Below are 19,696 nucleotides of genomic sequence, written 5' to 3'. Positions count from 1 at the left end.
CCTCTGCAATGAACCAGTTCCTGCGCAGCCTCACGCCGACCCAGCAGGTCGCGGCCCTGTTTGTGATCGTGTTTGGCCTGCTCACCATCGTGAGCGTGGTGACCTTGCTGGTCGGCTTTCGCGAGCGCCGCAATGCCGCCCACAACGAAGCCTGGCAGCGCGAACTGCAGGACTTCCGCAACCTGCTGCGCACCAGCTGGTTCATGGTGGTCATTTTCTGGATCGGCTGGGCGCTCGGCGAAACCGTGGCCACCCTGCTGTTCGGGCTGATCGCCTTCCTGGCGCTGCGCGAGTTCATCACGCTCTCGCCCACGCGCCGCGGCGACCACCGCAGCCTGATCCTCGCGTTCTTCGTGGTGCTGCCGATCCAGTTCATCCTGGTCGGCACCGCGCGCTTCGATCTGTTCACCGTGTTCATCCCGGTCTACGTGTTCATCGCGATTCCGGTGGTCAGCGCACTGGCCAACGACCCGAGCCAGTTTCTCGAGCGCAATGCCAAGCTGCAGTGGGGCATCATGGTCTGCGTCTACGGCATGAGCCATGTGCCGGCGCTGTTGCTGCTGTCGTTCCCCGGCTATGAAGGCAAGAGCGCATTTCTCGTGTTCTTCCTGGTGTTCGTGGTGCAGACCTGCATGGTGGTGCAGCACCTGATCGGGCGCCGCTTCACCTATTCGGCGGCCGAGGGTCGCCCGCCGCTGCAACGCTGGCTGGCGCGCGAACCCTTCGCGCCCAATGTGAGCCGGAGCTTCAACTGGGCGAGCTGGGGCATCGGCATGGCGATCGCGAGCGTGGTCGGCGCGCTGATGTCGTTCATCACACCGTTCCGGTTCGACCAGGCGCTCGCGATGGCGCTGATCGCGTGCGTCGCCGGCTCAATGGGACATCTGGTGATGAAGGCGCTCAAGCGCGATCGTGGGATTCCGAACTGGGGCCAGAAGGGTGTCGGCGTGACGGGCGCCAACGGCCTGCTCGACCGCGTCGATGCGCTGTGCTTCGCCGCGCCGATCTTCTTCCATTCGGTGCGCTGGTACTTCGGCGTATGAATCCGCACACCCCCAGGCTTCGCGCACTTCGTGTCGCTGCGCCAACCCCCTTGCAGGGGGCAATACCAGCGGCCCGGCGAAGCCGGTTCCGCGGTATTCCTGAAATGGGAGGTACTTGATATGCGCATCCTTGGCATCGATCCGGGGCTGCAGACCACCGGCTTCGGCGTGGTCGACGCGGACGGCCATGCGCTGCGCTATGTGGCGAGCGGCACCATCAGCACCAAGCACCTGGCGCGAGGCGACCTGCCGGCGCGGCTCAAGGTGCTGTTCGACGGGATCAACGAGGTCTGCGCGCGTTACCAGCCCGATGCGGCCGCGATCGAGATCGTGTTCGTCAACGTCAACCCCCAGTCGACGCTGCTGCTGGGCCAGGCGCGCGGTGCCTGCATCACAGCGCTGGTGACGAGCAAGCTCAGCGTTGCCGAATACACCGCGCTGCAGATGAAACAGGCCGTGGCCGGCCACGGCCAGGCGGCCAAGGCGCAGGTGCAGGAGATGGTGAAGCGCTTGCTGTCGTTGCCGGGCGTGCCGGGCAGCGACGCAGCCGACGCACTGGGCATTGCGATCACCCATGCGCAGGTCGGCCGGTCCATGGCACGGCTAGCCGAAGCGGCCACGCTCGCGCGGGCGAGCAGCGGCATGTACAGGCAGGGCCGCACGCGCTGACGGCTCATACGGTCTTGCATTCACCGAGTCCCGACGTTTGATCTGGGCGCAGAGGTGCTGGGCGGGATCATGGCACCGGGTTCCGGCGCGGGATCGGGGCACCGGGTTCCGGCGCGGGATCGCGGCGCGGAGGTTCCGGGGCGGGATCAGGGCGGCGGGGCACGCTGCTCCGCGAATGTCCTCCGGCACCGGCCTTCGGCCGGCGCCTCCCCCTTTATTTCGCTGCGCAGCGTGCCCCACCGCCCTGATCCTGGTAGCCGCGTGACCGTTTCGCGCTGAACAAGCAGAGCGTGCCCAAGGCCGATGGCGGTGGGTGGCCCCTGCAGCGAAATAAAGGAGGAGGCCGCAGGCCGGGGGACATTCGCGGAAGGGGCCACCCGCCGCCAGCGGCCTGCGCCTTGCGCCCACGGTCCCACAGCGCAGCCCGCAGTTGTGCCCCGCGGACGCTTTCTGCCGGAACGCTGCTAGGCGATGCGCTCCGCGATGAGCACCGCGAAGAAACCGAACGCCGCGAGCAGCGTCCACTTGAGCACGATCCAGCCGAAGCGCCGGTACTTGATCTGCCCGGTGCCCGCATAGAACGCGAACGACACGCCGGCCACCAACAGCAAAAGCAGGATGGCCCAGCGGAACAGCAGCATCGGTGGGGCGGCCTACCAGGCGCGTGCGACTTCGGCGAAACCGATCGGCGCGCGCTTCTCGTCGTCGAAGGTCACGACCTCCCACGTCTCGGGTTGCGCCATCAGCGCACGCAGCAGCTTGTTGTTGAGCGCATGGCCCGAACGAAACGCGCTGTACGCCGCCAGCAGCGGCCGACCGACCACATAGAGATCGCCCATGGCATCGAGGATCTTGTGCTTGACGAACTCGTCGTCGTATCGCAGGCCGCCGGCATTGAGCACCTTGGTGTCGTCCATCACGATCGCGTTGTCGAGCCCGCCACCGAGGGCCAGGCCCTTGCTGCGCATGTACTCGACTTCCTTGGTGAAGCCGAAGGTGCGCGCACGCGCGATGTCGCGGCTGTAGGAGCCGCTGCCGAGATCGAACTCGACGCGCTGGCCAGTCGAATTGACCACGCGGTGGTCGAAATCGATTTCGAAGCTGAGCTTGTAACCGTGGTACGGATCGAGCCGCGCCCACTTCACGTCGGCGCCTTCGCCCTCGCGCACCTCGACCGGGCGCGTCACCTTGATGAAACGGCGCGGCGCCTGTTGCAACGCGATGCCCGCGCTCTGCAGCAGGAACACGAACGACGATGCCGAGCCGTCGAGGATCGGCACCTCGTCGGCCGTGATGTCGATGCGCAGGTTGTCGATGCCGAGACCGGCGCAGGCCGACATCAGATGTTCGATGGTCTGCACCTTGGCGCCGCCCGACGACACGGTCGAGGCCAGGCGCGTGTCGGTCACGGCCTCGGGCGTCATCGCGATCTCGACCGGCTCGGGCAGGTCGACGCGGCGGAACACGATGCCCGAATCGACGGGTGCCGGGCGCAGCGTGAGTTCCACGCGTTGCCCGCTGTGCAGCCCCACGCCGACCGCGCGCGTGATGGCCTTGAGAGTTCGTTGTTGCAGCACGGCGGTGATTTTAGGAGCGCGAGGCGAATGGCGCACCGCGCGCCTCGCTATGTCCGCGATAGTCACAGCCGTTGCCCCTGCAACGGTCAGTCTGCCTGCCTGCGCAGGAAGGCCGGGATCTCGAAGTCGTCCATGCCGCCCGAGGACAGCGCATCCACCTTGGCCGCGGCCATCGTGCGGTTGGTGCGCCACACGCTGGGCACTGCCATGCCCTCGTAGTTGGGCTGGCTGCCGGCATGGCCGTTGCCCCCAAGGGTCGGCACGTGGTACGGGATGTTGTCGGTGCCGGTGCGGATCACTTCCAAAGTCGGGGCCTGGCGGCGGGCATCCTGGCGCGACAGGCCGGTAGCGACCACCGTGACGCGCATCTCGTCGCCAAGGCTCTCGTCGTAGGCCGCACCGTAGATCACGTGCGCGTCGGGCGCCGCGAACTCACGGATCGTCGTCATCGCGAGCTTGGATTCGGCCAGCTTCAGCGAACCCTTCGATGCGGTGACCAGCACCAGCACGCCCTTGGCACCCGACAGGTCGATGCCTTCGAGCAGCGGGCAGGCCACGGCCTGTTCAGCCGCGATGCGTGCGCGATCCGGACCGCTGGCAGCCGCCGTGCCCATCATGGCCTTGCCGGGTTCGCCCATCACGGTGCGGACGTCTTCGAAGTCGACGTTCACGCCGCCGTACTCGTTGATGATTTCCGAGATGCCGCCGACGGCGTTCTTCAGCACGTCGTTCGCATGGGCGAAGGCTTCGGCCTGCGTGACGTCGTCGCCCAGCACTTCGAGCAGCTTCTCGTTGAGGATCACGATCAGCGAGTCGACGTTGGCTTCGAGTTCGGCCAGGCCGCAATCGGCATTGCTCATGCGCTTGCCGCCTTCCCAGTCGAATGGCTTGGTGACCACGCCCACGGTCAGGATGCCCATTTCCTTGGCAATGCGCGCAATGACGGGTGCGGCGCCGGTGCCGGTGCCGCCGCCCATGCCAGCCGTGATGAACAGCATGTGCGCGCCGTCGATGGCCGCGCGGATCTCGTCGACCGCCGCCTCGGCTGCGTCACGGCCCTTGTCGGGTTTGCCGCCGGCGCCGAGGCCGTTGCTGCCGAGTTGGATCAGCTTCGGTGCGTTGCTGCGCGACAGCGCCTGCGCATCGGTGTTGGCGCAGGCGAACTGAACGCCCTGCACGCCACGTTCGATCATGTGCGCGACCGCATTGCCGCCGCCGCCGCCGACGCCGATCACCTTGATCTGCGTGCCCTGATTGAACTCTTCTACTTCGATCATTTCGATGGCCATTTTTAGCTCCTTGAATTTGCAGTTGCCGTTTGTGTATGAATGAATTTTTTAGCGTCACCGGTGTTGCATCACGAAGGTGGGCCGGTGCGCCGCCATCGCTCATTGAAATGCCGTTGAGGACTGCTGCGGGCCAGCCACAGTGGGTAGAAGTCCATGATCAGAAGTTCCCCACGATGAAGTCCTTGAAGCGCCCGAACGCGGTCTTTACAGAACCGTTCTTCTGCGCCACCTTGAAGCCGCGCATGCGGGCAAAGCGCGCCTCTTCGAGCAAGCCCATCACTGTGGCGGCGCGCGGTTGCGCGACCATGTCGGACAACGCGCTCGAATACTTCGGAATACCGCGCCGAACCGGCTTCAGGAAGATGTCCTCGCCGAGCTCGACCATGCCGGGCATGACCGCGCTGCCACCGGTCAGCACGATGCCCGAAGACAGCACTTCCTCGTAGCCCGACTCGCGCACCACTTGCTGCACGAGCGAAAAGATCTCCTCGATGCGCGGCTCGATCACGCCGGCCAGTGCCTGCCTGCTCAGCATGCGGGGCCCGCGGTCGCCGAGGCCCGGCACTTCCACCTGCGTGTCCGGGTCGGCCAGCAGCTGCTTGGCAAACCCGTTCTCGACCTTGATGTCTTCGGCGTCCTTGGTCGGCGTGCGCAGCGCCATCGCGATGTCGCTGGTGATCAGGTCACCAGCGATCGGGATCACGGCGGTGTGGCGGATCGCGCCGTTGGTGAAGATCGCCACGTCGGTGGTGCCGGCGCCGATGTCGACCAGGCACACGCCGAGCTCGCGCTCGTCCTCACTCAGCACCGCCTGGGCCGAGGCCAGCGGGTTCAGCATCAGCTGATCCACCTCGAGCCCGCAGCGGCGCACGCACTTGATGATGTTCTCGGCCGCGCTCTGGGCGCCGGTCACGATGTGCACCTTGGCTTCGAGCCGCATGCCGCTCATCCCGATCGGCTCTTTCACGTCCTGCCCGTCGATCACGAACTCCTGCGGCTCGACCAGCAGCAGGCGCTGGTCGCTCGAGATGTTGATAGCGCGTGCCGTCTCGACCACGCGGGCTACGTCGGCCGCCGTCACTTCCTTGTCCTTCACCGCCACCATGCCGCTCGAATTGATGCCGCGGATGTGGCTGCCGGTGATGCCGGTGTAGACGCGGCCGATCTTGCAGTCGGCCATCAGCTCCGCTTCTTTCAGCGCCTGCTGGATGCTCTGGACGGTGGCGTCGATGTTCACCACCACGCCGCGCTTGAGCCCGTTGCTTGGTGCGATGCCGAGACCGGCCAGCTTGAGTTCGCCGTTGGGCAGTACTTCGGCCACCACCACCATCACCTTGGCGGTACCGATGTCGAGGCCAACGACGAGGTCTTTGTATTCTTTGGGCATGGAATTTCCTCGGTGTTCTTTACTTCTTCTTGGGGTCGGGTACGACCGTGGTGACGCCGCGCAGGCGCAGCGCATAGGCATCGCGGTGCCGCAGGTCGGCGCCCTCGACGGACGCGACGCTGCGACCGTACTGTTGCGCGACCTGCGTGACCGACTTCAAAAACTGCGATGTGCGGGCGGCGACCTCTTCGCTGCGGCCGCGGCCGAGTTCGATGGTGGCGCCGGTGTCGAGCACCACCTGCCAGCTGCCGCGGCCCGACAAGGTCAGCTCTTCGATCGCGAGGTCGTACGGCTGGAACAGCGGCGCCATCACACGGTACATGCCGAGCACCTGGCCGGCCTGATCGGCAGGGCCATCGAGTCGCGGCAGCGTGTCGTCGACCTCGGCCACGTTGGCCTCGAACACTTCGCCGTAGCTGTTGACCAGCTTCGACGCCGACTCGTCGCCCCAATGGGCGACCGGCACCTGCTCGGTCAGCGTGGCGCGCAAGCGGTTCGGAAACTCGCGCCGCACCACGGCCTTGCGCACCCAGGGCACCGACTCGAATGCAGCACGCGCCCGGGCCAGGTCGAGGGTGAAGAAGTTGCCGGCGAGCTGCGGCGCCACGTTGGCACGCAGGGTGACCTCGTTGTTGTGCGTGACCTCGCCGTCCACCCGGATCGCGGCCAGCGGAAAGAAGGGCTGGCGCAGCACCCACCATGCCCCCGCTGCCAGCAGCATGAGCGCGCACAGCGCGAACAACAGCGTCGCGGTGAGGTTCATGAGCTTGACGTCGAAGGGAACGGGGATGCTGTCGGCCATCAGGCGTGCCCCCCCGAATCGAGCGCCGCCGACGCGAGCACGCGCAGGCACAGCTCTTCGTAGCTGATGCCGGCGGCGCGCGCCGACATCGGCACCAGCGAATGGCTGGTCATGCCTGGCGAGGTGTTCAGCTCGAGCAGGAACGGCTTGCGATCGCTCGCGCGGATCATCACGTCGGCGCGGCCCCAGCCCCGGCAACCGAGCGTGCGGTAGGCGGCCAGCGTGGCATGCTGGATCTCGCGCTCCTCGGCTTCGGGCAGTCCGCTCGGGCAGTGGTACTTCACGTCGTCGGTGAAGTACTTGTTCTGGTAGTCGTATGCACCCTCGGGTGCGGCGATGCGCACCACCGGCAGCGCCACCGCGCCGAGTCCCTGGCCGAGCACGGCGCAGGTCACTTCCTCGCCCTCGATGAACTCCTCGCACAGCACATCGGCGTCGTACTTCGCCGAGAGCGCCACCGCATCCTGCATCTGCGAATAGCCCATGACCTTGGTGACGCCGATCGAGGAGCCTTCGCGCGGCGGCTTCACGATCAGCGGCAGGCCGAGCACGTCCGGCACGGCGCGGATCTGCTCGCGGCTCTGCTGGTCAAAGGCCAGCCGCACGTACTTCGGCGTCGGCAGGCCGTCGGCCTGCCAGATGCGCTTGGTCATGACCTTGTCCATCGCCACGCTGGAGGCCATCACGCCCGAGCCGGTGTACGGAATGCCGAGCAGCTCCAGCGCGCCCTGCACCGTTCCGTCTTCGCCATGACGGCCATGCAGCGCGACAAAGCAGCGCGCGTAACCATCGCGCTTGAGCTCGACCAGGTCGCGCTCGGCCGGGTCGAACGCATGGGCGTCGACGCCGCGCGCGCGCAGCGCTTCGAGCACGCCGCGGCCCGACATGATCGAGATCTCACGCTCGGCCGACGTGCCGCCGAACAGCACGGCGACCTTGCCCATGGTTTTTGGATCGATGGGGTTCACAGTGCCCGTCCTTCGCGCGTGAAGCGCTCCGACTTTTGCGATGCGGCGCCGCCCAGTTCGACGACCCGGGCCGGCACCGCGCCGATCGAGCCGGCGCCCATGCAGATCACCACGTCGCCGTCGCGCGCGTTGTCGAGAATCGCCTGCGGCATCTCCGTGATCTCGTCGACGAACACCGGCTCGAGCTTGCCGGCCACGCGCAGTGCGCGCGCCAGCGAACGGCCGTCGGCGGCGACGATCGGCGCCTCGCCGGCGGCATAGACCTCGCCCAGCAGCACCGCATCGGCATTGCCGATGACCTTGACGAAATCCTCGAAGCAGTCGCGCGTGCGGGTAAAGCGGTGCGGCTGGAAGGCCAGCACCAGCCGCCGACCCGGAAACGCGCCCCGCGCCGCCGCGATCGTGGCGGCCATCTCGACCGGGTGATGGCCATAGTCGTCGATCAAGGTGAAGCCGCCCGGCGCCTGCTGGCCTTGCACCGCCACCTCGCCGTAGCGCTGGAAGCGGCGGCCCACGCCCTTGAACTCGGCCAGCCCGCGCTGCACCGCTTCATCGGGCACGTTGAGCTCGACCGCCACGGCAATCACCGACAGTGCGTTCAGCACGTTGTGCTCACCCGGCAGGTTCAGCACCACCTGCAGGTCAGGCAGCGTGATGCCGTTGCGGCGCTGCACCGTGAAGTGCATCTGGCCGCCGACCGCGCGCACGTCGACCGCCCGCACCTGCGCGTCTTCGTTGAAGCCGTAGCTGGTCACCGGGCAGGACACTTCAGTCACGATCTCGCGCACCGCCGCGTCGTCGGTGCAGAGGATCGCGACGCCATAGAACGGCATGCGGTGCAGGAAATCGACGAAGGCCTTCTTGAGCTTGCCGAAGTCGTGCCCGTAGGTTTCCATGTGGTCGGCGTCGATGTTCGTGACCACCGCCATCACCGGCAGCAGGTTCAGGAACGACGCATCCGACTCGTCGGCTTCGACCACTATGTAGTCGCCGCTGCCAAGCCGCGCATTGGCGCCGGCGCTGTTGAGCCGGCCGCCGATCACGAAGGTCGGATCCAGGCCCGCCGCCGCCAGCACGCTCGCGACCAGGCTGGTGGTGGTCGTCTTGCCGTGCGTGCCGGCGATCGCGATACCCTGCTTTAGCCGCATCAGTTCGGCCAGCATCAGCGCACGCGGCACCACCGGAATCTTCTTCTCGCGCGCGGCGATCACTTCGGGGTTGTCGGCTTGCACCGCGGTCGACGTCACGACCGCGTCGGCACCGGCGATGTTCGCCGCTGCATGGCCCACGCAGGTGGTGATGCCGAGCCCCTGCAGCCGCCGCAGCGTCACGCTGTCGGCCAGGTCGGAGCCCGAGATCGTGTAGCCGAGGTTCAGCAGCACTTCGGCGATGCCGCTCATGCCCGAGCCGCCGATGCCGACGAAATGGATGTTGCGAATCGCGTGCTTCATTTCGCCAACTCCTCGCAGGCGCGCACGACTTCCGCGACGGCCTCGGTTTTCTGCATCGTCTTGGCGTGCAAGGCCCGCTCCATCAACGTGGAGCGATCAGTTTTCGTAAGCAAATCAGCCAGCCATTCAGGGGTCAGGTCGGTCTGCTGCACCAGCCAGCCGCCGCCCGCATCGACGAGGAAGCGCGCGTTGGTGGTCTGGTGGTCGTCGACCGCCGAAGGAAAAGGAACAAACAGCGTGGCAGCACCCACCGCTGCGATTTCGGTCACGGTGCTGGCACCGGCGCGCGCGACGATCAGGTCGGCCTCGGCATAGGCGCTGGCCGTGTCGTCGATGAAAGGGGTCAGTTCACCCTCCACGCCGGCTGCCGCGTAGTTGGCGCGCAGCTCGTCGATCTGTTTGGCGCCGCTCTGGTGCAGCACGGTCGGGCGCGTGGCCGGCGGGATCAGCGCGATCGCTTTCGGCACCACCGCGTTGAGCGCCCTGGCGCCGAGGCTGCCGCCCACCACGAGCAGCTTAAGCGGGCCGCTGCGGCCTGCGAAACGCGCAGCCGGATCGGGCTGCGACAGGAAAGCAGCGCGCAGGGGGTTGCCGACCCACTTCGCGTTCTTGAGCACGTTCGGGAAGGCGCTGAACACCCGGTCGGCCACGCTGGCCAGCACCTTGTTGGCCAGGCCCGCCACCGAGTTCTGTTCATGCAGCACCAGCGGCTTGCCAAGCAGCACGCTCATCATGCCGCCCGGAAAGGTGATGTAGCCGCCGAGGCCGATCACCACGTCCGGCCGCACACGGCGCACCACGGCGATGCTCTGCAGGAAGGCGCGAAGCAGTTTGAGCGGCAGCAGCACCAGCGTCATCGGCCCCTTGCCGCGCACGCCGCCGAACTGCACCGGCTCGAACGCGAAGCCGCGCGGCGGCACCAGTTGCTGTTCCATGCTGCCCGGCGCGCCGAGCCAGTGCACGCGCCAGCCGCGCGTGCGCAGTTCTTCGGCCACCGCGAGGCCCGGGAAAATATGCCCGCCTGTTCCGCCGGCCATGACGAGTGCTGTCCTGCTCATACGCGGCCGCCCTTCATGAGGACACGGTTCTCGTAGTCGATGCGCAGCACCACCGCGATCGCGATCAGGTTCATCAGGATCGCGGAGCCGCCGAAGCTCATCAGCGGCAGCGTGAGGCCCTTGGTCGGCAGCGCGCCGAGGTTCACGCCCATGTTGATGAAGGTCTGGAAGCCGATCCAGATCCCGATGCCCTGGGCCACCAGGCCCGAGAACACGCGGTCCAGCGCGATGGCCTGGCGGCCGATGTGCATGATGCGGCGCGTGAGCCAGAAGAATAGCGCGATCGCGAGCAGCACGCCGACCAGGCCGAACTCCTCGCCGATCACGGCCAACAGGAAGTCGGTGTGCGCTTCCGGCAGCCAGTGCAGCTTCTCGACGCTGCCGCCAAGGCCGACGCCGAAGATCTCGCCGCGGCCGATCGCGATCAGTGAGTGCGAGAGCTGGTAACCCTTGCCGAGCGCATTGTTCTCGCCGAACGGATCGAGGTACGCAAAGATGCGCTCGCGCCGCCAGGGCGACGAGGCGACGATCATGCCGAAGGCCACCACGACGAGCGCGGCGATGACGAAGAACATGCGCGCGTTGACGCCGCCCAGGAACAGGATGCCCATCGCGATGATCGCGATCACCATGAAGGCGCCCATGTCGGGCTCCGCCAGCAGCAGCATGCCGACCACCACTACCGCGATGCCCATCGGCAGCACGGCGCGGAAGAAGCGCTCCTTGATCTCCATCTTGCGCACCATGTAGCTGGCCGCGTAGAGCACCATCGCGAGCTTGGCGAGTTCAGACGGCTGGAAGCTCATGAAGCCCAGCGGAATCCAGCGGCGCGCACCGTTCACGCTGCGCCCCACGTGCGGGATCAACACCGCCACCAGCAACAGCAGCGACGCGACGAACAGCCAGGGCGCCGCGCGCTCCCAGGTCTTCATCGGCACCTGGAAGGTCAGCAGTGCGGCGACGAAGGCGATCAGCAGGAACAGCGTGTGGCGCAGCACGAAGTACGACTGGCTGTAGTTCATGCGCGCGAAGCGCGGGTTGTCGCCCAGCGCGATCGAGGCCGAGTACACCATCACCAGGCCCCAGGCCACCAGCGCCATCGTGACCCAGAGCAGCGCCTGATCGAAACCAAGCACCCGCATCGGCGTGGCCTTGGTCTGGGCGATGTCGGAACCGCCGAGGCGCACCGGCAGATGCATCGGCAGCGCATCGATGCCGCTCCTTGCGGCACGACGGAACCAGCCAGTGAAGCGGCTGCCTTCGTTCGGGGTGGCGGCGGCGGTCTGGTTCATGGCTGTTGGCCTTGGGGCGTGTCGGCGAGCGACTGCACGGCCTCGCAGAACGCCGCTGCGCGGTGGGCGTAGTCCTTGAACATGTCGAAGCTGGCACAGGCCGGCGACAACAGCACCGCATCGCCCGGATTGGCGCGCTGGGCCGCGACCTGCACGGCCTCTTCCATCGAGCCGGCACGCAGCAGCGAAACGCCGGTGCCCGCCAGTGCCGCTTCGAGGATGGGCGCATCGCGGCCGATCAGCACCACGGCGCGCGCGAACTGGCTCACCGGCGCCGCCAACGGCGTGAAGTCCTGGCCCTTGCCTTCTCCGCCGAGGATCAGGACGACGCGGCGCTCGGCACCCAGCCCGCTGAGCGCGGCAACGGTGGCGCCGACGTTGGTGCCCTTGCTGTCGTCGAAGTACTCGACCTCGTCGACGATCGCGACCGGTTCCACGCGGTGCGGCTCGCCCCGGTATTCGCGCAGGCCGTAGAGCATGGGGCCGAGCGCGCAATCGGCCGCGCTGGCGAGTGCCAGCGCCGCCAACGCGTTGAGCGCGTTGTGCTGGCCGCGGATGCGCAGCGCGTCCGCGGGCAGCAGCCGCTGGAGATGGATCTCCGCTTCTTCGACCGGGCCGCCGCGCTTGCGCTTGATGGTCTCGTCGGCCTCCAGTGCGCGCACCAGCCAGGCCATGCCGTTGATGCGCTCGATGCCGAAATCGCCCGGGCGCAGTGGCATGCCGGCGCCGAAAGTGATGTAGGCGCGCTGTTGCGGGCGCTGCAGCTTGACGCGCACCGGCGCCGGCAGCATCTGCATGACCGCCTCGTCGTCGCGATTGAGCACCATCAGTCCGCGCGTGCCGAAAATGCGCGCCTTGGCCGCCGCATAGGCCGCCATGTCGCCATGCCAGTCGAGGTGATCCTGTGTGAGGTTCAGCACGGCGGCGGCTGTCGGCTCGAAGTGCTGCACGCCGTCCAGCTGGAAGCTGGAAAGTTCGAGCACCCAGACCTGCGGCAGCGTGCCCGCGTCCATGTGCGCGGCCAGCGTATCGAGCAAGGTCGGACCGATGTTGCCGGCCACCGCGACCGTCTTGCCGGCGCGCTCGACCAGTTGGCCCGTGAGCGCAGTGACTGTCGTCTTGCCGTTTGTGCCCGTGATGGCAAGCACGGCCGGGCGGTAGCCCTGCGCCGGCGCCGGCTCGGGTGCCGCGATCGGCAAAGTCTTCTGGTCTTCGGACGCGGCCACGGCGGCCGGCGCGGCCGCGGAGAGCTCAGCGATGCGGGCCACGAACTCGGCCGCATCGCGCGCAGCGGTATGCGCCGATGGCTTGGCTGGAACCGCGGTCACCGGGGCAGCGGCGACGGGCGTTGGCTCAGAAACAGGCTCGGATTCAGGTTCGGGGTCGATGGCTTCGGCCATCGGCGCCGGATCGACCGGCTCAGGCGATTCGTCTTCAGTTTCAGTTTCAGTTTCAGTTTCGGCCGGATCACCGTTCACCGCGGCCGGCTCCTCGAGCGGCAGATCAACGGCCCGCAGGTCGTGCAAAGCCTGCGCGAACAGATCCAGCTCGCCGCCGATCGGCAAGCCGATGGCGCGTGCCGTATCGACCACTGGTGCGATGGTGGCGGGCGCGAGGCCCGGCGACCGGTAGACAGCGCGGATCGCAGTGCCTTCGACCAGGCTGGCGGAGAACGGCCCGCCGATGAAGGTGGCCTGCGGCCATTCGGCCCGCAGCGTCTCCAGCAGTGCGGGCGCCTCGCGCGTGTCGGCGACCGTGACCCGTGCGCCATGGCGCGCGCACCAGCGCGCCATGGCCAGGCCGGACAGGCCCAGGCCCAGGATCAGGACAGGTTGGTCTTGCAGGTGTTTCACGTCAGTGCCTGCCCGGCCGCCCGAAAGGCACTGAGCGCGCCCGCGAGAGGCAGCGATAGGTGAAGCATTGAGCGTGTGGGCATTGCACTCACCTCAGCTTCAGCGTCGAAAGGCCCACGAGGCACAGCAGCATCGTGATGATCCAGAACCGCACCACGACCTGGGTTTCACGCCAGCCGCTCTTTTCGAAGTGGTGGTGCAAGGGTGCCATCTTGAGCACGCGCCGACCCTCGCCGAAACGCTTCTTCGTGTACTTGAAGTACATGACCTGGGCCATCACCGACACGGCTTCCACCACGAAGATGCCGCCCATGATGAAGAACACGATCTCCTGGCGCACGATGACGGCGATGGTGCCGAGCGCGCCGCCGAGCGCGAGCGCACCCACGTCGCCCATGAAGACCTGGGCCGGATGCGTGTTGAACCACAGGAAGGCCAGCCCCGCGCCGGCCATCGCCGAGCAGAACACCAGCAGTTCGCCGGAGCCCGGGATGTGCGGGAACAGCAGGTACTTCGAGTAGACCGCGCTGCCGGTCACATAGGCGAACACACCGAGGGCCGAGCCGACCATCACCACCGGCATGATCGCGAGGCCGTCGAGCCCGTCGGTGAGGTTCACCGCGTTGCTGGCGCCGACGATCACGAGGTAGGTCAGGATCACGAAGCCGATACCGCCGAGCGGATAGCTGATTTCCTTGAAGAACGGCACCAGCAGGTTGATCTTCGGCGGAAAGTCGAGGTCGAAGCCCGAGCGGACCCAGGTGTAGAACAGTTCCAGCACACGCCAGTTCGAGCTTTCCGAAATGCTGAACAGCAAATAGAAGCCGGCCACCAGGCCAACAACCGACTGCCACAGGTATTTCTCGCGCGAGCGCATGCCCTCCGGATCCTTGCGCACAACCTTGCGCCAGTCGTCGACCCATCCGATCGCGCCGAAGCCGAGCGTGACCCACAGGACGATCCAGACGAAACGGTTCGATAGGTCGAACCACAGCACCGTGGCAAGTGCGATCGAGAACAGCACCAGCACGCCGCCCATGGTTGGCGTGCCGCTCTTGCTCAGGTGCGTCTCCATGCCGTAGCCGCGCACCGGCTGGCCGATCTTGAGCGCGGCCAGGCGCCTGATCACATAGGGGCCGGCAGCCAGGCCCACCAGCAGCGCGGTCAGCGCCGCCATCAGCGCGCGGAACGTGAGGTACTGGAACACGCGCAGGAACCCGAACTCGGGCCCGAGCGTCTGCAACCATTGGGCCAGACTCATCAGCATGGTGCGAAAGAGCGCGGTTCACGATGCATGACCGGCCTCCTCTTTTTGTTGTTGCGACGATCGCACCGCGCGGCTGTCGATGGCCTGCACCACGCGCTCCATGCGCATGAAGCGGGAGCCTTTGACCAGCACGCTGGCGACCCGGGGCAACTGCGCGAGCACGGCCTCGTTGAGCGGGTCGATGGTCTCGAAATGGCGCGCTCGGCCCGGGTCTCCGAAGGCCGCGACGCTGTGGGTCGTGGCCGTGCCGAGCGCATAAAAAATGTCGATGCCGCGTTCGCGCGCCCAGGCGCCGACCTCGGCGTGGAAGCGTTCACCCTCGTCGCCGACTTCGCCCATGTCGCCCAGCACCAACAGGCGCGGGGCCGGCAGGCTGGCGAGCACGTCGATCGCGGCGCGCACCGAGTCGGGGTTCGCGTTGTAGGTGTCATCGACCAGCGTGATCTCGCGGCCGTCGGCCAGTCGCAAGGCGCTGGCGCGCGAGCGGCCCTTGACCGGTTCGAAGGCTTCGAGCCCGCGCGCGATGTCGGCGAGCGACACGCCGGTGGAGAGTGCGCAAGCGATGGCCGCCAGCGCGTTCACCACGTTGTGGCGGCCGGCAATGTGCAGCGTGCAGCGCAATTCACCGAGCGGTGTGCGGGCCGCGAAGCACCAGGCATGCTGCTGCCATTCGGCCGAGATCAGCGTGATGTCGGCATCGGGATGCTCGCCGAAGCTGAGGCAGCGGCGCCGCGCGCCTTCGGTTGCCAGTTCGATCCAGAGCGGCGTGAATTCATCGCCATGGGGAAACACCGCGGTGCCAGCGGCCGGGAGCGCCGCGAACACGGCCGCGTTCTCGCGCGCCACCGCTTCGACGGTCGCCATGAATTCCTGGTGCTCGCGCTGCGCGTTGTTGACCAGCGCCACGGTCGGCCGCGCCATGGCAGCCAGCCGCGCGATCTCGCCCGGATGGTTCATGCCGAGCTCGACCACTGCGCGCCTGTGGCGTTCGCGCAGCCGCAGCAAGGTCAGCGGCACGCCGATTTCGTTGTTGAAGTTGCCGGCCGTTGCCAGCGATCTGTCGTCGCAGGCGACTCGCAGGATGGTGGCCAGCATCTGGGTGACGGTGGTCTTGCCGTTGCTGCCGGTGACCGCGATCAGGGGCAAGGTGAACTGGCTGCGCCAGCCGGTCGCGAGCGCGCCGAGCGCAGCCAGCGAATCGGGCACTTCCAGCCCGGCCAGACCGGCTGCTTCGAGCCCGCCGTGGGCGATGGCGGCCGCAGCCCCGCGCCCCTTTGCATCAGCCAGGAATTCATTGGCGTCGAAGCGTTCGCCTTTGAGCGCCACGAAAAGATCGCCGGCCGCCAGCGTGCGCGTGTCGGTGTGCACGCGCTCGATTTTCGTGAGCGGATCGCCCACGAGCCGCGCACCGGGGATCCAGCCCAGGGCCTGTGCAAGCGTCATCATGGCCGGGCCCTCCGCGCAAGTGCGTCGGCTGCGTGCGCACGCTCCGAGAACGCGATCTTCTCGCCCGCGATTTCCTGCCACGCCTCGTGCCCGCGGCCGGCCAGCAGCACCACGTCCTCGGGTGCGGCCTGCGCGATCGTGTCGGCGATGGCTTTGGCACGGTCGGGCTCGACCTGGGCCGCTTCGGGTTGCGCCAGGCCCAGCAGGATCTGGCTGATGATCGCCGCCGGCTTTTCGCTGCGCGGGTTGTCGCTGGTCACGACGACGCGGTCGGCCTGCTTCTCGACCACGGCGGCCATCAGGGGCCGTTTGATCGGGTCGCGGTCGCCGCCGCAGCCGAACAGGCACCACAGCGCACCGCCGCGCTGCGCTGCCAGCGGCCGCAGACCCGCCAACGCCTTGTCGAGCGCGTCCGGCGTGTGGGCATAGTCGACCACCACGAGTGGCTGGCCGGGCGCCGTGACGCGCTCCATCCGGCCGGGCACGCTGCTGAGATCGCGGCAGGCCTGCACGGCGTCGGCCAGCGACAAGCCGAGCGAGCGCAAGGTGCCGATGACGCCGAGCAGATTCGCCACGTTGTACTGGCCGATCAATCCGGTCGAGAGGCTTTCGTTGCCACCGCCCTGCTCGGCCACCGAGAACCGCAGTCCCTCGGGGCCATAGCCGATGTCGTGCGCCGCCAGCCGGGCCGGCGCGCCACCGGCCGACACCGTCCACACGTCGAGCGCGCCGCAATCGGTGTCGAGCAGGTTGGCGACCAGGCTGGCGCCGTGCACGTCGTCGATGTTGACGACCGCGGCGCGCAGGCCGGGCCAGCGGAACAGTTCGGCCTTGGCCTGCCAGTAGGCGTCCATGCTGCCGTGGTAGTCGAGGTGATCCTGCGTGAAGTTGGTGAACACCGCGACGCGGATCTCGCAGCCGTCGAGCCGTCGTTCGGCAATGCCGATCGACGAGGCTTCGATGGCGCAGGCGCCGAAGCCGCGCGAGACGAAGCCGCGCAGTTCGCGCTGCAGCATCACCGGGTCGGGCGTGGTAAGGCCGGTGTATGTGAGATCGGGCGGCACGCCGATGCCAAGCGTGCCCACCACGGCGCAGGGGCCGTAGCCGCTGTGGCGCGACAGCGCTTCGGCCAGCCACCAGGCGGTCGAGGTCTTGCCGTTGGTGCCGGTCACGGCCAGCAGCGCAAGCTGGGTGGAAGGCCGGCCGTAGAACGCCGAGGCGATCGGGCCGGTGGCCGACTTGAGCCCGGCATAGGCGGCGACCGCATCGTTGTCGAAGCCGAACGCTTCCACGCCGTTCTGCTCGACCAGGCAGGCGGCCGCGCCCTGCGCCAGCGCCGCGACCACGTGGGCGCGGCCATCGGTCGCAGCGCCGGGCCAGGCAATGAAGCCGTCGCCCGCGCCGATGCGGCGGCTGTCGGCCTGCAACTGGCCGGGCACGCACGAGCGCAACCAGTGGGCGGCTTCGTTGGGTGTGGATAGGCGGATGTCGTTCATCAGAAGCTCTCGTCCACGCCCTTGGTCACGACCAGCGGCTTGACAGCCAGGTCGGGCGCCACGTTCATCATGCGCAGCGTCTGCTGCACCACTTCGCTGAACACCGGCGCGGCCACCGTGCCGCCGAAATACTGGCCGGCGCTGGGCTCGTCGATCATCACCGCGACGATGATGCGCGGCTTCTCGATCGGCGCCATGCCGGTGAACCACGAGCGGTACTTGTTGCTCGCATAGCCCTTGCCGACCTGCTTGTGCGCCGTGCCGGACTTGCCGCCGACCGAATAGCCGATGGTCTGGGCCAGCTGGCCGGTGCCGCCCGGGCCGGCGGCCATCTGCAGCATCTTGCGCACCGCATGCGCGTTTTCTGCCGAGAACACCCGCACGCCGACCGCGGGCTCGGCGCTCTTGAGCATGGTGGCCGGGATGATGCGGCCATCGTGCGCGAACGAGGTGTACGAATGCGCCATCTGGAACAGCGAGGCCGACAGGCCATAGCCGTAGGCCATGGTCGCCTGCTCGACCGGCTTCCAGGTTTTCCAGGGCCGCAGCCGGCCGGTGACGGCACCGGGGAACGTGAGCTGCGGCTTCTGGCCGTAGCCGAGCGCGGTATAGGTGTCCCACATCTCGTGCGGGCTCATCTTCTGCGCGATCTTGAGCGCGCCGACGTTGCTCGACTTCTGGATCACGCCTTCGACCGTGAGCGTGCCGTAGTTGTGCGTGTCGCTGATCGTGAAGCCGCCGATCGAAAACCGGCCGGGGCTGGTTTCGATGATCGTCTGCGGCTTGACGCGGCCCGCCTCGAGCGCCATGGCCACCGTGATCGGCTTCATGGTCGAGCCGGGCTCGAAGGTGTCGGTCAACGCGCGGTTGCGCAGCTGCTCGCCAGTCAGGTTCTGCCGCTTGTCGGGCACGTAGCTCGGGTAGTTGGCCAGCGCCAGCACCTCGCCGGTGATGGCATCGAGCACCACCACGCTGCCGGCCTTGGCCTTGTGGGCGGTGACGGCGTCGCGCAGCTTCTGGTAGGCGAAGAACTGCACCTTGCTGTCGAGGCTGAGCTGGATGTCCTTGCCGTCGAGCGGCGGGATCTGGTCGCCCACCCCCTCGACCGCGCGGCCGAGCCGGTCCTTGATGACGCGGCGCGAGCCGGCCTTGCCGGCCAGATCCTTGTCGAACGCCAGCTCGATGCCTTCCTGGCCGTGGTCTTCGACATTGGTGAAGCCGACCACGTGCGCGGCCGCCTCGCCCTCGGGGTACTGGCGCTTGTATTCCTTGCGCTGGTACAGGCCCTTGATGTCGAGCGCTGCAATCTGCTTGGCAATTGGCTCGTCGACCTGGCGCTGGATCCAGACGAAGGTCTTGTCTTCGTCGGCCAGCTTCTTGTCGAAGTCCTTCTGCGCCATGCCGAGCAGCTTGGCCACCTGCTTGAGCTTGGCCTTGACTGCCGGGTCGTCGCGCTCGATGTCTTCCGGGATCGCCCAGATGCTCGGCGCAACCACGCTGGAGGCCAGGATCAGCCCGTTGCGGTCGAAGATGCGGCCGCGGTTGGCGGGCAACTCGAGCGTGCGCGCGAAACGCACTTCGCCCTGGCGCTGGAAGAAGTCGTTGCCGATCACCTGCACGTAGGCGGCGCGGCCGGCAAGCACCACGAAGCCGCACGCAATGGCGGCCACGATGAACTTGCTGCGCCAGACCGGGGTCTTGCTCGCGAGCAACGGGCTGGTGGTGTACTGGACGCTGCGACGGCTCATCCGTGGCTCCTTCGCGCAGCGGCGGGGCGCGCGGCCGGGGGCACAGAAGCCGGCGCAGCGGGCGCCACGACCGCCGGGATCACGCTGCCGTCCTGTCGCACGTAGAGCGTGATCGCCGGCGTGGTGGTGCGCATCTTGAGCTGCTCCTTGGCCAGCTTTTCGACGCGCAGCGGCGTGGCCTGGGCGCGCTTGTCGACCTGCAGCCGCTCGTACTCGACCTCAAGCCGCCGTGCTTCGCTATTGACCCGCTCGAGCTCGGTAAAGAGCTGGCGCGAGCGGTATTGCGTGTGCACGAGCAGGAGCGCCGTACCCAGTACGGCGATCAGCAGGAGGAAGTTGAGCCGGGCCAT

At 67.6% G+C, this 19,696-nt stretch carries 17 protein-coding genes; 2 read left to right on the top strand and 15 right to left on the bottom strand.

The window, feature by feature from the left end:
• Window positions 1-8 precede the first annotated feature (8 nt).
• Entirely contained in the window at window positions 9-1,043 is a 1,035-nt protein-coding gene (locus ACSFA8_RS01925; protein WP_435477832.1) for a phosphatidate cytidylyltransferase, read from the top strand.
• Between the two features lie 120 nt (window positions 1,044-1,163).
• Window positions 1,164-1,712, top strand: coding sequence for a crossover junction endodeoxyribonuclease RuvC (ruvC, locus tag ACSFA8_RS01920; protein WP_435477831.1), 549 nt, complete (start codon window positions 1,164-1,166; stop codon window positions 1,710-1,712).
• Between the two features lie 464 nt (window positions 1,713-2,176).
• On the opposite strand, the gene ACSFA8_RS01915 is transcribed toward ruvC, so the two are convergent.
• From ACSFA8_RS01915 to ftsL, 15 genes are all read right to left on the bottom strand, one after another.
• Entirely contained in the window at window positions 2,177-2,353 is a 177-nt protein-coding gene (locus tag ACSFA8_RS01915) for a hypothetical protein (protein ID WP_286541690.1), read from the bottom strand.
• A gap of 12 nt (window positions 2,354-2,365) precedes the next feature.
• Complete coding sequence (gene lpxC / locus ACSFA8_RS01910; protein WP_435477830.1) at window positions 2,366-3,289, bottom strand: UDP-3-O-acyl-N-acetylglucosamine deacetylase; 924 nt, start codon at window positions 3,287-3,289, stop codon at window positions 2,366-2,368.
• Window positions 3,290-3,375: 86 nt separating this feature from the next.
• A complete protein-coding gene (ftsZ, locus tag ACSFA8_RS01905; protein WP_435477829.1) occupies window positions 3,376-4,578 on the bottom strand; it encodes a cell division protein FtsZ in 1,203 nt (400 codons plus the stop codon).
• Window positions 4,579-4,735: 157 nt separating this feature from the next.
• Window positions 4,736-5,965, bottom strand: a complete 1,230-nt coding sequence (ftsA, locus tag ACSFA8_RS01900; protein WP_286541687.1) for a cell division protein FtsA — start codon at window positions 5,963-5,965, stop codon at window positions 4,736-4,738.
• Between the two features lie 19 nt (window positions 5,966-5,984).
• Window positions 5,985-6,767: a cell division protein FtsQ/DivIB gene (locus ACSFA8_RS01895; RefSeq protein WP_435477828.1), complete on the bottom strand. Its 783-nt coding sequence runs from the start codon at window positions 6,765-6,767 to the stop codon at window positions 5,985-5,987.
• On the bottom strand, window positions 6,767-7,711 hold the full coding sequence (locus ACSFA8_RS01890; RefSeq protein WP_435478435.1) for a D-alanine--D-alanine ligase: 945 nt from the start codon (window positions 7,709-7,711) through the stop codon (window positions 6,767-6,769). Before ACSFA8_RS01890 ends, ACSFA8_RS01895 begins: the two co-directional genes overlap by 1 nt.
• A gap of 20 nt (window positions 7,712-7,731) precedes the next feature.
• Complete coding sequence (gene murC, locus ACSFA8_RS01885; protein ID WP_435477827.1) at window positions 7,732-9,186, bottom strand: UDP-N-acetylmuramate--L-alanine ligase; 1,455 nt, start codon at window positions 9,184-9,186, stop codon at window positions 7,732-7,734.
• Entirely contained in the window at window positions 9,183-10,244 is a 1,062-nt protein-coding gene (gene murG / locus ACSFA8_RS01880; protein WP_435477826.1) for an undecaprenyldiphospho-muramoylpentapeptide beta-N-acetylglucosaminyltransferase, read from the bottom strand. Before murG ends, murC begins: the two co-directional genes overlap by 4 nt.
• Window positions 10,241-11,536 carry a putative lipid II flippase FtsW gene (gene ftsW, locus ACSFA8_RS01875; RefSeq protein WP_435477825.1) on the bottom strand — a complete coding sequence of 432 codons (1,296 nt, stop codon included), beginning with the start codon at window positions 11,534-11,536 and terminating at the stop codon, window positions 10,241-10,243. The genes murG and ftsW overlap by 4 nt, the downstream gene beginning before the upstream one ends.
• Entirely contained in the window at window positions 11,533-13,389 is a 1,857-nt protein-coding gene (gene murD / locus ACSFA8_RS01870) for a UDP-N-acetylmuramoyl-L-alanine--D-glutamate ligase (protein ID WP_435477824.1), read from the bottom strand. Before murD ends, ftsW begins: the two co-directional genes overlap by 4 nt.
• Window positions 13,390-13,477: 88 nt before the next feature.
• A complete protein-coding gene (gene mraY, locus ACSFA8_RS01865; RefSeq protein ID WP_435477823.1) occupies window positions 13,478-14,656 on the bottom strand; it encodes a phospho-N-acetylmuramoyl-pentapeptide-transferase in 1,179 nt (392 codons plus the stop codon).
• A gap of 18 nt (window positions 14,657-14,674) precedes the next feature.
• The gene (locus ACSFA8_RS01860) at window positions 14,675-16,102 is read right to left on the bottom strand and encodes a UDP-N-acetylmuramoyl-tripeptide--D-alanyl-D-alanine ligase (protein ID WP_435477822.1); all 1,428 of its coding nucleotides are present in this window, start codon (window positions 16,100-16,102) and stop codon (window positions 14,675-14,677) included.
• Window positions 16,099-17,598 (bottom strand): UDP-N-acetylmuramoyl-L-alanyl-D-glutamate--2,6-diaminopimelate ligase, encoded by a 1,500-nt coding sequence (locus ACSFA8_RS01855; protein WP_435477821.1) that lies wholly within the window; start codon window positions 17,596-17,598, stop codon window positions 16,099-16,101. The genes ACSFA8_RS01860 and ACSFA8_RS01855 overlap by 4 nt, the downstream gene beginning before the upstream one ends.
• Window positions 17,598-19,346 (bottom strand): peptidoglycan D,D-transpeptidase FtsI family protein, encoded by a 1,749-nt coding sequence (locus ACSFA8_RS01850; protein ID WP_435477820.1) that lies wholly within the window; start codon window positions 19,344-19,346, stop codon window positions 17,598-17,600. Before ACSFA8_RS01850 ends, ACSFA8_RS01855 begins: the two co-directional genes overlap by 1 nt.
• Window positions 19,343-19,696, bottom strand: coding sequence for a cell division protein FtsL (gene ftsL, locus ACSFA8_RS01845; RefSeq protein ID WP_435477819.1), 354 nt, complete (start codon window positions 19,694-19,696; stop codon window positions 19,343-19,345). Before ftsL ends, ACSFA8_RS01850 begins: the two co-directional genes overlap by 4 nt.

It is taken from the genome of Variovorax nitratireducens (assembly GCF_051216545.1).
Taxonomy (GTDB): domain Bacteria; phylum Pseudomonadota; class Gammaproteobacteria; order Burkholderiales; family Burkholderiaceae_C; genus Variovorax.
Note: the sequence above shows the minus strand (reverse complement) of the source record. Positions and strands in the feature narration are given on the sequence as shown.

Bases quoted from the DNA above. Each gene is read 5' to 3' on its own strand.
- ACSFA8_RS01925 (WP_435477832.1), top strand. From the start codon at position 9: ATGAACCAGTTCCTGCGCAGCCTCACGCCGACCCAGCAGGTCGCGGCC.
- ruvC (WP_435477831.1), top strand. From the start codon at position 1,164: ATGCGCATCCTTGGCATCGATCCGGGGCTGCAGACCACCGGCTTCGGC.
- ACSFA8_RS01915 (WP_286541690.1), bottom strand. From the start codon at position 2,353: ATGCTGCTGTTCCGCTGGGCCATCCTGCTTTTGCTGTTGGTGGCCGGC.
- ftsZ (WP_435477829.1), bottom strand. From the start codon at position 4,578: ATGGCCATCGAAATGATCGAAGTAGAAGAGTTCAATCAGGGCACGCAG.
- ftsA (WP_286541687.1), bottom strand. From the start codon at position 5,965: ATGCCCAAAGAATACAAAGACCTCGTCGTTGGCCTCGACATCGGTACC.
- ACSFA8_RS01895 (WP_435477828.1), bottom strand. From the start codon at position 6,767: ATGGCCGACAGCATCCCCGTTCCCTTCGACGTCAAGCTCATGAACCTC.
- ACSFA8_RS01890 (WP_435478435.1), bottom strand. From the start codon at position 7,711: ATGGGCAAGGTCGCCGTGCTGTTCGGCGGCACGTCGGCCGAGCGTGAG.
- murC (WP_435477827.1), bottom strand. From the start codon at position 9,186: ATGAAGCACGCGATTCGCAACATCCATTTCGTCGGCATCGGCGGCTCG.
- murG (WP_435477826.1), bottom strand. From the start codon at position 10,244: ATGAGCAGGACAGCACTCGTCATGGCCGGCGGAACAGGCGGGCATATT.
- ftsW (WP_435477825.1), bottom strand. From the start codon at position 11,536: ATGAACCAGACCGCCGCCGCCACCCCGAACGAAGGCAGCCGCTTCACT.
- mraY (WP_435477823.1), bottom strand. From the start codon at position 14,656: ATGCTGATGAGTCTGGCCCAATGGTTGCAGACGCTCGGGCCCGAGTTC.
- ACSFA8_RS01860 (WP_435477822.1), bottom strand. From the start codon at position 16,102: ATGATGACGCTTGCACAGGCCCTGGGCTGGATCCCCGGTGCGCGGCTC.
- ACSFA8_RS01855 (WP_435477821.1), bottom strand. From the start codon at position 17,598: ATGAACGACATCCGCCTATCCACACCCAACGAAGCCGCCCACTGGTTG.
- ACSFA8_RS01850 (WP_435477820.1), bottom strand. From the start codon at position 19,346: ATGAGCCGTCGCAGCGTCCAGTACACCACCAGCCCGTTGCTCGCGAGC.
- ftsL (WP_435477819.1), bottom strand. From the start codon at position 19,696: ATGGCCCGGCTCAACTTCCTCCTGCTGATCGCCGTACTGGGTACGGCG.